The following is a 14,651-nucleotide window of genomic DNA, read 5'->3' as shown; positions in this document are numbered from 1 at the left end:
GCGCATCTATGACAACGAATTCGATTATCCGCTTTGAAAACGTTTCAAAGTCTTATAATGACGGCACGGTCGTCTTAAAAAACATTAACCTGGAGTTAGAAAAGGGAAAATTCTATACGCTACTAGGTCCGTCCGGTTGTGGTAAAACAACTATTTTACGTATGATCGCTGGATTCACAGAGCCGACAACAGGAAATATCTATTTTCATGATAAAAAAATCAACTCAGTACCAGCTAATGAACGCCAAGTAAATACAGTTTTTCAGGATTATGCGTTATTTCCTCATTTAAACGTCTTTGAAAACGTCGCATTTGGGCTTCGTATAAAAAAGCTTCCTGAAAGTGAAATTAAAAACCGTGTTACAGAAGCATTAAAATTCGTAAACTTAGCAGGCTATGGTAATCGTGAAATTTCTGAAATGTCTGGTGGTCAACGTCAACGTGTGGCCATTGCTCGTGCGATTGTGAACGATCCTGAAGTAATTTTACTTGATGAGCCTCTGTCAGCGTTAGATTTAAAGCTACGTACAGAAATGCAGTATGAGTTACGTGAGTTACAACAACGACTTGGGAAAACATTTGTATTTGTCACACACGATCAAGAAGAAGCACTTGCCATGAGTGATGAAATCTTTGTTTTAAGCGAAGGTGAAATTCAACAATCTGGTACACCAGTAGATATTTATGATGAGCCAATTAACCGCTTCGTTGCTGATTTTATTGGTGAATCAAATATTGTTCCTGGCGTAATGATTGAAGATTTCAAAGTAGAATTTGCTAGTAAAGTTTTTGAATGTGTTGACCAAGGTATGAAGCCAAACGAAAAAATTGATATTGTCATTCGCCCAGAGGATCTAGAAATGACAACAATCGATAAAGGAAAACTTGTCGTTAAAGTCGATACTCAATTGTTCCGCGGGGTACATTATGAATTATCTACGTACGACAAAGATGGCAATGAATGGCTTGTGCATTCATTGAAAAAAGCTGAGGTAGGGACAGAAATTGGTTTAGACTTTGACCCAGAAGCAATTCATGTAATGCGCTTAAATGAAACAGAAGAAGAATTCGATAAACGTTTAGAGGCGTATGGGGACGACGAAGATGCAAACTAAGACTTCAAAATCAGCCTTATTTCCTTATGTTTTATGGATTGCACTTTTCGTTATCGCACCGATTGCACTCGTTGTTTACTATTCCCTACTAGATATACATGGCAATTTCACACTCGATAACTATAAAGCATTCTTTACTTCTGTCTATTTAAAAATGACATTAAGTTCATTCTGGTATGCGTTTTTAATTACGTTCTTTACATTACTTGTTTCGTATCCAACAGCCTATTTTTTAACGAAGACGAAACATAAACAACTTTGGCTTTTACTAATAATTATTCCTTCTTGGATTAATCTTTTGTTAAAAACATATGCCTTTATTGGAATTTTCGGCTTATACGGTCCATTAAATGCATTTATCGAAGTATTTGGTTTTGATCCGAAGCAAATGCTATTTACTGACATTAGCTTTGTGTTCGTATCCGTTTATATTTTTATTCCATTTATGATTTTACCGATTTTCAACTCATTGGATCGTTTAAATCCGGCTCTTGTTTATGCCGCACGTGATTTAGGGGCATCGGCCTTTACTACGTTCCGTCGCGTTATTTTGCCGTTAACAATGGACGGTGTTAAATCAGGTATTCAAGTTGTATTTATTCCTGCATTATCACTCTTCATGATCACTCGTTTAATTGCAGGAAACCGTGTTATTACACTTGGTACAGCTATTGAACAACAATTCCTTGTCACTCAAAACTGGGGAATGGGTTCAACAATTGCTGTTTTCTTAATTTTATTTATGGTCATTATTATGTTAATTACGGGACAGAAAAAGGATAAAGGAGGTCGCGTACGATGAAAAAACTATCTGCTTCAGCAAGAGTATATTTAGCGATTGTTTTTATCGTTTTGTATGCACCTATCTTCTATTTAATTTTCTATTCGTTCAATAGTGGTGGAACGATGAATAGTTTTGAGTCCTTTACGTTAGAACATTATAAAGCTGTTTTTGAGGATTCACGTCTACTCGTCATTCTAATAAATACAGTCATCGTGGCTTTACTCTCTGCATTGATTTCTACAATCATCGGAACACTAGGAGCTATTGGTATTGTTACTGTTAAAGATTCAAAAATGCGCAATACACTACTTTCTTTAAACAATGTGTTAATTGTTAGCCCGGATGTCATTATTGGTGCAAGCTTTTTAATTTTATTCACAATGATTGGTATTAAATTAGGCTTTGCTTCTGTGTTATTAGCACATGTAGCGTTCAGTGTTCCAATCGTTGTTCTGATGGTTTTACCGAAACTATTAGAAATGAATAAATCATTAATCGACGCTGCATTAGATTTAGGAGCAACGAAAAAAGATGTTATGATGCGTGTTATTTTACCGTATATTCAACCTGGTATTTTTGCGGGGTTCTTCCTTGCCTTAACGTATTCTCTAGATGACTTTGCGGTAACATTTTTCGTAACAGGTAACGGTTTCAGTACATTATCTGTTGAAATTTATTCGATGGCACGTGCCGGTATTTCCTTAACGGTTAATGCTATTTCTGGTTTAGTATTCTTTGTAACGGTTATAGTCGTAGTCGGCTATTACTTCATCACAAGCCGCGCTAGTAAAAGAACGGGGGGAACTCAATGAAGCAATTAATTCAAGCAACAATCGCAATACTTGTTGTTTCCGCCCTTTTATTCTATGCTGCTGACGCCCTAAGTGCGGGTGGTGGGAAAAGTGGTAAAGATACGTTAACAATCTTTAACTGGGGAGAATATATTGACCCTGATTTGCTGAAACAATTTGAAAAAGAAACAGGGATTCACGTTATTTATGAGACGTTTGATTCAAATGAAGCAATGATGACAAAAATTCAACAAGGTGGTACAGCTTACGATATTGCAGTACCTTCTGAATATATGATTGAAAAAATGAAGGAAGAAAACTTACTTGTTCCTTTAGATAAAACGAAAATCCCTAATTTTAAAAATATCGATCCTTATTTTTTAGATTTACCATTTGATGACGACAATAAATATTCTGTTCCATATTTCTGGGGAACAGTCGGCGTTGTCTATAATCCAAAGCTCGTTGGAAACCTTGACTTCTCATCTTGGGAGGACTTATGGGATCCTTCATTAAAGCGTAAAGTCTTTTTAGTAGACGGTGCACGTGAAGTGATTGGTATGGGCTTAAACAGCCTTGGCTACTCTCTAAACTCTTTAAATAACGAGGAGCTACGTGAAGCTACTGATAAGCTAATCACCATGGCGCCAAATGTAAAAGCTATTATCGGGGATGAAATTACACCGCTGATGGTTAATAATGAAGCGAGCGTGGCACTCACTTGGTCTGGTCAAGCAGCTGACATGTTGTCAGAAAATGAAGATTTAGACTTTGCTGTACCGACGGAAGGCTCAAACTTATGGTTTGACAATATGGTCATCCCAAAAACGTCAAAAAATATAGATGGTGCACATGCCTTCATTAATTTCATGCTAAAAGCTAAATCAGGTGCTAAAAACGCTGATTATGTAGGCTACTCTACTCCTAATATTGCAGCGATGAAGTTAATGGATAAGGAAGTTGTATCTGATAAGCGATTCTATCCTTCTGAAGAACAACGTAAAACATTAGAAGTTTATAAAAACTTAGGCCCTGATTATTTAGGTAAATACAATGAGCTGTTTTTAGAATTTAAAATGAGTATTCGATAAGCTCAAAACTAATAAACTTAAAAAGCGCAAGAAATCAATTTTAGAAAAGTTGATTTCTTGCGTTTTTTTGATGTTATATTTTTTAATCTTACTGTCAGGTGTGGGATTCTAATTATTAAAACAAATACTGCACAAGTTTCACCATAGAAGTCTACCATTAGCTAAACGAAAAAAGAGGCTAGGATACATAGCCTTATTACTATAAATTAGAGTGATATGTAAGAAAGATACATTCTTTTGAAGTCGTTGATTGGAGTGGAGACAGGGCGACTCCTTGGGGATTAGCGTCACAGATGAGACTCTGCAGCGTAGCGAAGTGGCTCATCGGACGCCCCCAGGAAGCTCTGCTCTGTGCGAAAGCAAAGCGACAGCAACAACAAAGCGCCCAGTCGGAACGGAAATCAACCCCTCGTTTTGCCGGAAGGTCATCTGAATTCTTATTTCAGACTTATAGTCAATAGTAAACGTACAAGCCTTATGGTAGACTGTAATATATTTGAATAAAGAAAGGGGTATTCGATGACCCAGCAGAAGTCTAATAAGGCGGCTTTGTTTATTTTAATGTTTAATATGTTTATCGCAATGGGGAGTATTGGAATTATTATTCCTGTCATGCCTGAGTATTTAAAACTATTTGGTGCTGCAGGACAAGTACTTGGCATGTTGATTGCAACGTTCGCCTTAGCACAATTCGTATTTTCTCCAATTGCTGGGAATCTTTCAGATCAATACGGTCGAAAAAATCTCATTATCTTCGGTCTTATCGTAACAGGACTTGCACAAATTGGTTTCGGGCTTTCTACAGATGTGTGGATGCTCTTCTTGGCACGCTTTTTAGGTGGCCTTGGTTCTGCATTTGTGGCACCTCCTATTATGGCTTTTGTGGCAGACGTCACAACGTATGAGGAACGAGGAAAAGGTATGGGTATGCTAGGAGCAGCAATGTCCTTTGGCTTTATGATTGGTCCAGGTATCGGTGGATTCCTTTCAAAAGTTAGTTTGCATTTCCCATTTTATACAGCTGGATGTGCAGCTATTTTAGCAGCGATTTTATCGTTCTTTTTATTGCCTGGTGCAAAACCAAACACAGCACAAAAAGCGCAGAGGCAGGATAATCTTGCAAAGCAAATGGCGCGTTCAGTCCGAATGCCTTATTTTGTCATGCTTATTATCATGCTAGTATTCTCATTCGGGATTGCTAACTTCCAAACAACATTATCATTATTTGTGACAGATAAGTTTAATTACACACCTACTGATATCGCCATTATATTAGTTGTGGGAGGCGCTTTTGGTGTTGTTGTTCAAATGTTTGTGATTACACCACTGTTTAATCGCTTCGGCGAAATGAAAGTAGTGTTAGTCAATTTATTTATTGCATCCGTGTCAATATTCTTAATACTATTCGTATCTGGCTTTGCTCTTATTTTAGTGGTAGCGACAATCTTCTCTACAGCTACGACATTGATTCGTCCAGCAGTCAACACGTTGATTTCCAAGCTTGCTGAAAATGAACAGGGCTTTGCAGCTGGTCTGAACAATGCGTATATGAGTCTTGGTAATATGATTGGTCCAGCTTTAGCAGGTATTTTATTCGATTGGAATATGAACAGTCCTTATATTTTCGGGGCTATTATTTTAATGGCATGCTTCTTCCTTGCCCTTATTTGGACAATGAAAAAAGCCCCTCACCTTATGCATCCTGATACAAAATAGTCTGAAAAGTGATTGACTATTTTTACTAGCATGACCGCAACGATTAGATAACTCGTTGGACAATAGGAAAATTTTATTCACTTGCTGTATAGAGAAAGATTATTCATAAGAAGTTACCAACATAAAACTTGAGAAGTTGCAGACTGACAGTCATAATGTGCAACTATAGATAACACAAAACACCCGGTATTTAGCGCCTCGTGCGAAATACCGGGTGTTCATGCTTTATTCAAAAAAGAGCAGATGATATTTTCATTTCTGACCCTATTCTTTCTGTAACTTTTGAACGGTCTCCTTTGCGTCAACGGCAATGTCCGTTATGATGCCATCCACACCTAACGTATAGAGGTGTTCAACGCTCTTCACATCATTCACGGTCCAAACATAAATCGGCTTGCCAATTATTTTCGCTGAACTAATCAATCGTGGACGGGCGAAAGACTCTTCAACAACGAAGAAATCCGCGTCGAACTGATTAAGCGAAGCGAATGTAGCGAATATGACATACCCGACTGTTAAATCTGGTGCGGCCTTCTTCACTTTCTTTACGAGCTCATAGTCTAAGCTCTGGAGAATAATCTGTTGTTCTGCCTTATGTCTACGAATCGTATCCACTAAGATAGGGACAAAATTCTTTTCATGTCCATGTGTTTTGAGTTCCACATTAAGCTTGATTTTACCTTTCGTACGCTCCAACACCTCATCAAGAGATGGGACATTGTCTTGGAACTTGCCTACGCGCAGCGAAATTTGTTGAAGTTCGGCAAGGGAAAGATCAAAAACATTCACATTTTTGCCGGACAATCGTCTCAAATTCTCATCATGGATGACCGCAAGCTTGCCATCTTTCGTCTGCAGAATATCGAGCTCGATATAATCAGCACCTGTGCGAATGGCGCCTTCGAAGGCACCCATTGTATTCTCTATGCCTGAAGTGGTGTCGCCCCGATGAGCCATAATGATGAACTTTTCATTGGTTTCTCCCCAATCAGTCAACAGGGCAGTTGCTCCCCAGCCTATAACAATAAGAATGAACAGTCCGAATGTAGTCAGCATTGAACGATAACGTCGCATGAGCGAACGCTGCATATCGCGTCCTTTCCAGACAGTAGCATCGACTCCATCGGTATCAATGTTCACATGGTCATGGCCTTGATAGCGTACATAGAGCAAGGTGATGATGGTAATGAACATTGGAGTCATAATTAGTGTTGCGATATACAAACCAAGGCTTAGCATGACGCCAATGGTAGTCATTAATCTGGACTCACCATCCCCACTAGGAAGGAGAAGCACGATTAGGATGATTAAACAGATAAGTAGAATAAACAGAAACAGGAAGATTACTACCCATTCAAACACAGCTCTAACTAATGACCACTTACTACGCCAGAACAATCGCTTGCTCTCGCGAACAGCGTTCCAGAATCGATACTTGCCTTCCAATACCATAATCGGCAGAGCATAGATACAGATTAAGTTCAATGCCAAGATGAGCAGTCCGACGATAACAAGAGCGATAGTTCCGAAGGTTGTCTTCATCAGCTCGCCCGTAATAAAGTTTGGAACTGTCATATTAGGTAAAAGTGTTCCGCCGATGTTGGCATCAAGTAGCGGGAACAGGAGCAATAAATAGAGAGCAAGTCCGAAAACCCCGATGCGCCATAAGCCTGGTAAGCTAGAGATTGCCTTGAACAATACAGGGCGGATTCGTGGGCGCTTCTCCTGAATCCCGTAGTACGCAATATAGAAGAGAACCGTGAACTCTGTGTAAATGAGCATTATCGCAATTGGCACCATTACTAGTACACTAAGTAAGCCATATTTGCTGAACAAGAAGCGCAGAAGGTCATGATTGGCGGCTGCTTCGAAGCCCCCTACAGCCAGTAATTTGTTGAAAATTATGGATAACAACGGGATAAATACACTTATCGTTAGCAGTTTGTATATCAATTCAAATAAAAGAAAAGGACGGTACGCATACTTCCACACCTTTAAAATATCCCTCGTCATTTGAAATGGCATGAGTCTTAAACGATTCGTATTGGTTTGTTTGGTATTCATGGTTTTGGTTTTCCTTTAGTTAGTTTCGCGGTATATATTCCATTATATACCTACACATTTCCTCCAACAAGACTGCATAGTGGAGTGTAATAAGCTGAAAAATATTTTTGACCATGCACACGGAATGGAGAGAATCAATACATAAAAAGGCGGCAAATTATTGATCGCGCTTCAACTTTAGTTCTTCACTTGAAGGATTCCTCCCTATTTCTTTAGCGACGACACTTGTAGACCATCCATTGAGTATGTAGGAGTTCTAGCTCTGTTCTTTCGAGTGTGCTAAAATGTTAGTAACTATGATTGATTCCTCCTGTTAAACTCCTTGTATATCGAGGGAAACAGGCTGTCTTGACTACGTTATTATTAGAAAAATTAAGAGTTAAAATCATTACCACTAGGGGAGTCTTTTAAAGGCTGAGACGTATATTGTCATATACGGACCCTTTGAACCTGATCTAGTTCACACTAGCGGAGGGAAGTGGCGACACTTGCTTTTTACTATTTTAAATGCAAGGCCGCTTCCTAATGCTTATAGGGAGCGGCTTTTTTCTGGTTTATTAGCAATTCAATAAATACAAAATAGGAGTGGAAATTATGTCAATTCGAAAATTAACAATCATGGCCTTATTAGTAGCAATTGCCGTAGCAGGTTCTACCTTCGTTTCAATACCGACAGGAATTGCGCGTGCCTACCCTGTACAGCATGCCATTAATGTTATTGGCGCGATTATTCTTGGACCAGTGCCTACTGTTATGATCGCCTTTATCACAGCTATTATTCGTATTTTAACAGGTACAGGCTCATTATTAGCTATACCTGGCAGTGTCATTGGTGCTTTATGCGCCGCCCTTGCCTATAAATACAGCGACAAACAATGGCTCGCAGGTGTCGGTGAAATGTTTGGGACAGGTATTATTGCCTCACTCATTGCAGTGCCCTACGCACATTTATTAATGGGGACTTCTGTAGCTGCTTTATTTTTCATGCCAGCCTTTTTAACTTCAAGTACTATTGGTGCTGTATTAGGCATTGTCGTTGCTAGCAATTTGCGCAAGACAGTATTTGTAACTAACCTTAATACTCTTCTTAAATAAAGATTTAGGCAAATTTAAAAACGTTATTTTCTTAAGGGGAATTAAGAAAGTAACGTTTTTTGTCCAACCAAATTCACCCATACTTCAACGGTAATCCCATTTCATGAGCAATTAATAAAAAGTCCTTTTTGCTTATTTCAAAATGACCAAATCTGAATTTATAGCCATATTTCGATTTATCTTCTACAAATTCTAAAAAATCTAAGACTCTTTTTATTGGTACAGCTTTTGCATCTTTATAAAAGTCTATATCTCTTCGGAAAGGAATAAAATTTTCCGCCATTTGTAACTCGTATATTCGGTCGTCCTTTATCCTTCCAATTGCGGTAAATGCTCTTACAGGTTCATTACCATCTAGACTTTTTTTAGGAGAATAATAAATGATCCAATCTCCTTTTTGCATTCGTTTCAAAGGTCTTTCTTTGCCATGACATAACTGGCCGAACCCTCCCTTAACCCCTTTTTGTACATGATTAAGAGATACTACGCCAATCCAGTATTTCGTGTCTCTTTCAGGCGTAGGAAGAGGATTTTTATTAGGATATACTGACATAGCTTCCTTCTCCTTTTATTTCGGGATCATTGTAAATGATTTAATTTTTTCATTTTCAAGAATCAACTTTTCTTCCAAAATCACTGGGTTTGGCAAACCATCCCAAGTAGTCGAAATGATAGCTCTAGCTTCTATATCATCGCCTTCAATATTGTGGATCGTTAATTTAAAGCCTGTCGGCATAGATGACATGTAAAAGTTCTGTATTTCTTTTTTTCCTTTAAAAGTTTGACCTTTAAAATTTTTCAATTCCCCATGATTTGCATACATGTCAGATAAGTCGTGCCCCTCTACTTGCGCTCTTCTTAAATACTCCTTCATAACCTCTACTGCCTTCATATCTCAATCACCCTTTCCTTTTTTATTTATAAGGTTTTAATCCCTATGAACGATTTTCATATACTTTTTTCATAATGTTTTTTAATTGCTCTTTTTCTTCCCATGAGAGTACGTTTAAAACTTCATTCTCAGAAATCGTAAGGGTCTTCATTAATTTTTCTGCCAAATTTTCACCCTGTTCGGTAAGGCATATTAAATTTTCCCTTCTATTTTCTGGATTTTTTTCTCTATAAACATACTTTCTTTCTTCTAGACCATCGATAAAAAAGCGGACACTATTTTTATCTAACTTTAAAATCTGCCCTATTTGAATTTGGCTAAGTTTTTGGTCTTTTACAGCCATCATGATCCCGACTTCTCTAGATTTCATGTGAAATTTTTCGCTAATATATTGCTCGAGATTTTCCTCTAAAGCCTCCGCTAATTTAAAACTTAGAAAACCAAATGAATTCATTATATTGGTCATTTTTGAACCTCCAAATCGATAGTGCTTTTTAATGATAGTAATATTTTATTACTATCATCCATCATTACATTTATACACTTTATTTACAAGATAAATCAGCGGTTAGTGGATGTCGATAAAAATTATAAGTTGGGTGCTAAACCGCTAAAGTTTATCGATAAAATTCAAATGTTGGGCGATAAATTGCTAAAGTTTATCGACAAAGTGTAAATGTTGGGCGATAATCCCTGACAGCATAAGTCAAACGACAAAAAAACGATGGCTCATTGCTGTAAAGCGATGCACCATCGTTTTCTATGTTAATGTCGTTTTTTCATGCCCTTTAATAGCTGGGCAACATTTGTGTCCTCTGCCTGTATAGGTTTTTCCTCTATACGCTGTTCTTTTTCCTTCGGTCTTGTTAGGAAGCCCCAACCAAAGCGGCGAATAGTAATATCAATGAAGAATAGTAGCATCCCTGCTAATAAAAGCCATGTCGCGATATTTTGGCGTTCCGCTCCTTTTTTAGTAAATTCACGGAATACTTCGCTCGGTTCTTTCAAAACAGAGCCGCCTGTTTGCTTTGTTAGTTCTTTGACTAGCTTATCGTTCACCGGACGTAATTCATATTCAGCACTATAAGGTACACTTAAGCCAGCCTGGTAAATAGCTTGTTCTTCATCGGCAATACGGAAGAAGATGAGTCCTGGTTCTGCTTGTACGACTGCTCGAACTTGTGATGCTGAAATTGTCTCAAGCTGTGTTTCAAATTCTTCACCCGCTTCATTGACAGCAACAATATCTAAAAATGCCGCTTCATTTGTTGGGTCAGTAATGACAAATGAGCCGTCTGATTCTAAACGTACATCGTAGGCAACATCGTTATAACTTGGTAGCATTTTTGAAATAAGCGTTTGCCAAAATGCACCCCAATTTTGCCATCTTGCCCAGTCTCCCGTCCATTTTCCTGTCGAATCAGACGTAAAGGCATAAGTTTTGCCAAGGCCATATTGCCATTCTGCAAGTACGGGATCTTCCTTCTCACTTTCTGCGATAACAGTGGCCCCCTGCTTTGCTGTCGTACCTATATAAGCATTCATTTTAGGTACCCCATTTGTAAATAGCGTATTCCAGCCAGATGCATTAAATATCGTTGGGTAAAATGGGTTATCTTCAATATATGTGCGTGAAATCATAGCAGTTTCACGAGATAAAATAGAGGGAATCGCCTGCTCATCAACAACATCGTAAAAACGCCCACTCCCCATCTCACTGAGTGCTTCAAGTAAGTTAGCATCTGCATCTTGACCAATTGCAACTGTTGATAGTGTCGTGCCATTTTCTTTTCCTTGTGCAATTAGGTCTTCATAGTTACCCGACTGTGACTGTCCATCTGTTAATAAAATAATATGCTTACGCTGCAGCTTTAAATTTGCTAGATTTTCATAGGCTTTAGCAAGTGAACCATATATTTCAGTACCCCCGCCTGGCGTTACAGATAAAATCGTATCTACAGCTTCTTCCTTATTGCCAACTGGCCCAGTCTCAATAATTTCCCAAGGTCGGTCATCAAAGGCAATAAACCCAAGCGTATCCTCATCTCGTAGCATTTCAACGGAACGAGCGGCAGCCTCCTTAGCAAGCTCTAGCTTTGCTCCAGACATACTTCCAGAACGGTCAAGTACGATTGCTAGCCCTAATGATGGTAATTGCTCCTTACCTTTAATCTCCATTTCAACAGGTAGTAAAGTTTCAATTGGTGTTTTAAAATAACCGCCTAAGCCAAAGCTATTTTCGCCACCGACCATTGTAAAACCGACACCAAAATTTTTCACCGCTTGCTCAATGACAGTCATTTTTGCCTCGCCTACTAAATGGCCTGGCACATTATCAAAAATGATTGCATTGTATTGTAAATAACTAGAAAGCTCATTTGGTAAACTTTTAGCATCTACCACATCATAGGAAATGGGTTGATTGCCAAGTGCTGCTGCGATTGGTGATGGTGTTTCATAGCCATTAACAATTAGTAAATGTGGTTCACTTTGCACCATCGTGACGCTCGTTAATTTATTATTTTCTAAAATCGCATCTTGATCGACCTGCACGAGTGCTTCATATTTTACAAGCCCTTCAGCCGTTGCTGTATGTTTATACGTAAAAATATTTGAACCTTCTGCAAGCTCCACTGTCTCACGATGGATGAGCTGATCATTTTCGTATAATAAGAGCTCACCTCGTTCTGCTACAGTTGCATTTATTTCAGTGACTAGCTGCTGCTGTTCACCTGCATAAGCAACTTGTGGTGTTACAAAGCTTTTCAGAGATACATCCTTAGCAACAGGTTTGTTAAATGTCACTACATCAACACTACTATTCGATCCTTTAAACTTTGATGCAAATTCTAAGGCATTTCCTTTTGTTTCATTGCCATCCGTTAAGAGCACAAGCCTCGTTGCTTTTTTCGGATCTACAATACCTGAAGCGAGCTGTAGACTCTGTTCGATATTTGTTTGATCTGTTGCTTTTATAGTTGTAAACTTCGGTACTTCCTTTAAAGAGTTCGATAACATAGCTTCCGTTTGTAATGTCGATGAAAACGAATAAATTCCGGCAAGTTGTTCATCTTTTTTCGACTGTAAACTTTCCGCTATAAAATTGACCATCTCATCATCTGTACCATTCATTGAAGCAGAACGGTCAACTAAAAATAATACTTGTTCTTCTTTTACGGGCAATAAAATATAGGGACCAGCTAGTGCAAAAACTAAGCAGCATATTGCTACTATACGGATACCTAGAACGACGATATGACTTTTTTTAAGTCGCTGACGCTCACGCCAATAGGTCCATCCAAAATACACGAGTAACGGAAGTAAAAGCAACAATGTTAATGGCATATCAATTCGTAAATCCACGACGTCGTTGCACCTCCCACTCTACAACAAGTAATACTAAGATTATAAGAATCAGCCAAGGTATGAACGAGGTTTTCGATATTTCCTTCTTCCCATTGTCCTGAAGCTCTCCAAGCGTATAGCTTGTTCCTTTTTCAATCACACGCTCCTGCGCTTGAAGCTGTACAATAAAGCGCTTTTCTTCATCATTTGAGCGCGCTGTATAAATTCCCGGCTTCATTGGAGCTGTTAATAATCCATTCGTAACGGACGATAAGAACTCATCATCTTGCGAATATACACTCCAATCACCTTGCGCTAAAGCAACTGCTCGTTGTTCATTTGGTGTAAAAATACCGAGCGAACCAATCGATTCTGAAAGCTGCTGTTCAGCACTCCATAAAAATAATGGGAATGAAGGATGTAGCGGCCAATCTGTATCAGCAATATCCGCTAATACAACAATATCTCCTTCTGGTGAACGCTGGATAAATGGCTGTTCTCCAATCGATGCAATTGTTTTATAGCCATCGAACCCAGGATATATAGCACTGACATAAATGTCTTTTAGTTCACTAAATGCAAACAATGCATGACTTGTTGTCCCTATTTCCCCAGTAGCTTCAACCTTCTCTACGTCATCCCGTCCAAATAATACAATTGGCTTGTCTATCTTTTCGAGAAGCGCCGTCTGATTTGTCACAATAGTGGCATCCTTATTGTCGGCTACTTGTGAAGATGGAACAATTTTTACGCTACTATTAATCGTTTGAAAACCTTTTTGAATAAGTTGATGCATACTTTGATCAACAACTACTTTTGAAGTCGCTGTTTGTAACAATACAGTTTGTGAATTATCAACTGCGTAATCGTCCTTAGCATCTATGCTGGCCGTCATAGTATCTTCTAACGGTAAGTCTTTAAATGTTTTTGTTACAGCTTCTTTTGGAGGCAATAAGATACTTTCTGAAACTAACTCCTTACCTTTAACATTTTCTATCGAAAGAGTCACATGTTGTTCTTGGTCCGTATCATTTTGTAACTGTACAAGCGACACTGCAGATTGACCATCTGTAGTAGCAGCAAAACGGGTAATTGCGATATTTGTTAAATCCTTCGCAGCTCCTTTTATAATCCACTTCACCGTATCTTTTTCCATCGGTAATTGCTTTTTATCGAGCGAATCTGTAAAGACATAAATAGATGTTGGTGTATTACTGACAAAAGCCTGTGCCACATCAAGAGCTTTATTCATTTGAGCTGTTTCATAGGTTACCTGTAGTTCTTGAATAGCTTTTTCAATATCTTTTGTATTTGTTTCTTGCTGTAATAGAGCTTTTGGCGTATTACCTGTTGTAATGAGTGTCATGGGTCTTCCATCAAGCTCCTTAACCAATGACAGCATTTCTTTTTTCTGTGTGTCAAATGTTGACTGCCCTTTCCCCGCTAACATTGTTGCAGACGTGTCTACAATGAAAATTGTCTGCGCGCCAACAATTGTTGACTTTTTAACGTAAGGATTCATTAATGCCAGTACAAGTAAAAGAAGTGCTAGCAGTTGTAAATAAAGCAGTGCATTTTTTTGAAGATGTTTTAAGTATGGTGATACACGTGTTTCTTGCATAATTTCTGACCAAAAAAGTGTGGAGGATACGGTTTGATCGGTATATTTTTTTCGAAAGAAATAATATAGAAGGACAATGACCGGGATGATGGCCGTCCAGCTAAAAATTATTTGACTAAAGCCCAATACGGCTCACC

General features: G+C 38.4%; 12 protein-coding genes and 1 riboswitch. Of the genes, 6 read left to right on the top strand and 6 right to left on the bottom strand.

The genetic code is table 11. From position 1 onward, the window contains the following. The first annotated feature begins 8 nt into the window (after window positions 1-8). From ACQKN4_RS02020 to ACQKN4_RS02000, 5 genes are all read left to right on the top strand, one after another. Entirely contained in the window at window positions 9-1,115 is a 1,107-nt protein-coding gene (locus ACQKN4_RS02020) for an ABC transporter ATP-binding protein (RefSeq protein ID WP_079559676.1), read from the top strand. After that, window positions 1,105-1,917: an ABC transporter permease gene (locus ACQKN4_RS02015; protein ID WP_079559675.1), complete on the top strand. Its 813-nt coding sequence runs from the start codon at window positions 1,105-1,107 to the stop codon at window positions 1,915-1,917. Before ACQKN4_RS02020 ends, ACQKN4_RS02015 begins: the two co-directional genes overlap by 11 nt. Continuing rightward, on the top strand, window positions 1,914-2,711 hold the full coding sequence (locus tag ACQKN4_RS02010) for an ABC transporter permease (protein WP_079559674.1): 798 nt from the start codon (window positions 1,914-1,916) through the stop codon (window positions 2,709-2,711). The genes ACQKN4_RS02015 and ACQKN4_RS02010 overlap by 4 nt, the downstream gene beginning before the upstream one ends. After that, window positions 2,708-3,781: an ABC transporter substrate-binding protein gene (locus tag ACQKN4_RS02005; protein WP_427481984.1), complete on the top strand. Its 1,074-nt coding sequence runs from the start codon at window positions 2,708-2,710 to the stop codon at window positions 3,779-3,781. Before ACQKN4_RS02010 ends, ACQKN4_RS02005 begins: the two co-directional genes overlap by 4 nt. Window positions 3,782-4,300: 519 nt before the next feature. After that, complete coding sequence (locus ACQKN4_RS02000; RefSeq protein ID WP_079559672.1) at window positions 4,301-5,497, top strand: MFS transporter; 1,197 nt, start codon at window positions 4,301-4,303, stop codon at window positions 5,495-5,497. Between the two features lie 264 nt (window positions 5,498-5,761). On the opposite strand, the gene ACQKN4_RS01995 is transcribed toward ACQKN4_RS02000, so the two are convergent. Then, complete coding sequence (locus ACQKN4_RS01995; RefSeq protein ID WP_427481983.1) at window positions 5,762-7,561, bottom strand: glycerophosphoryl diester phosphodiesterase membrane domain-containing protein; 1,800 nt, start codon at window positions 7,559-7,561, stop codon at window positions 5,762-5,764. A gap of 386 nt (window positions 7,562-7,947) precedes the next feature. Next, window positions 7,948-8,055: riboswitch (TPP riboswitch) on the top strand. 100 nt (window positions 8,056-8,155) lie between these two features. On the opposite strand from ACQKN4_RS01995, the gene thiW reads away from it, so the two are divergent. Beyond that, window positions 8,156-8,656 carry an energy coupling factor transporter S component ThiW gene (gene thiW / locus ACQKN4_RS01990; protein WP_079559670.1) on the top strand — a complete coding sequence of 167 codons (501 nt, stop codon included), beginning with the start codon at window positions 8,156-8,158 and terminating at the stop codon, window positions 8,654-8,656. 73 nt (window positions 8,657-8,729) lie between these two features. Here thiW and ACQKN4_RS01985 read toward each other — a convergent pair whose 3' ends face one another. The 5 genes from ACQKN4_RS01985 to ACQKN4_RS01965 all read right to left on the bottom strand — a co-directional run bounded on the left by ACQKN4_RS01985 (window position 8,730) and on the right by ACQKN4_RS01965 (window position 14,640). Further along, window positions 8,730-9,209 (bottom strand): EVE domain-containing protein, encoded by a 480-nt coding sequence (locus tag ACQKN4_RS01985; RefSeq protein ID WP_079559669.1) that lies wholly within the window; start codon window positions 9,207-9,209, stop codon window positions 8,730-8,732. A 15-nt stretch (window positions 9,210-9,224) separates the two neighbouring features. Further along, a complete protein-coding gene (locus ACQKN4_RS01980; protein ID WP_427481980.1) occupies window positions 9,225-9,548 on the bottom strand; it encodes a ketosteroid isomerase family protein in 324 nt (107 codons plus the stop codon). A gap of 43 nt (window positions 9,549-9,591) precedes the next feature. Then, window positions 9,592-10,014 carry a MarR family winged helix-turn-helix transcriptional regulator gene (locus ACQKN4_RS01975; protein WP_079559667.1) on the bottom strand — a complete coding sequence of 141 codons (423 nt, stop codon included), beginning with the start codon at window positions 10,012-10,014 and terminating at the stop codon, window positions 9,592-9,594. Between the two features lie 299 nt (window positions 10,015-10,313). Next, window positions 10,314-12,911, bottom strand: a complete 2,598-nt coding sequence (locus ACQKN4_RS01970) for a VWA domain-containing protein (RefSeq protein WP_427481977.1) — start codon at window positions 12,909-12,911, stop codon at window positions 10,314-10,316. Beyond that, on the bottom strand, window positions 12,895-14,640 hold the full coding sequence (locus ACQKN4_RS01965; protein WP_427481975.1) for a vWA domain-containing protein: 1,746 nt from the start codon (window positions 14,638-14,640) through the stop codon (window positions 12,895-12,897). Before ACQKN4_RS01965 ends, ACQKN4_RS01970 begins: the two co-directional genes overlap by 17 nt. Between the last annotated feature and the right edge of the window lie 11 nt (window positions 14,641-14,651).

The organism is Lysinibacillus sp. NPDC093692, from assembly GCF_050280125.1.
Classification (GTDB): domain Bacteria; phylum Bacillota; class Bacilli; order Bacillales_A; family Planococcaceae; genus Lysinibacillus.
This window is presented reverse-complemented; position numbering and strand designations above follow the sequence as displayed.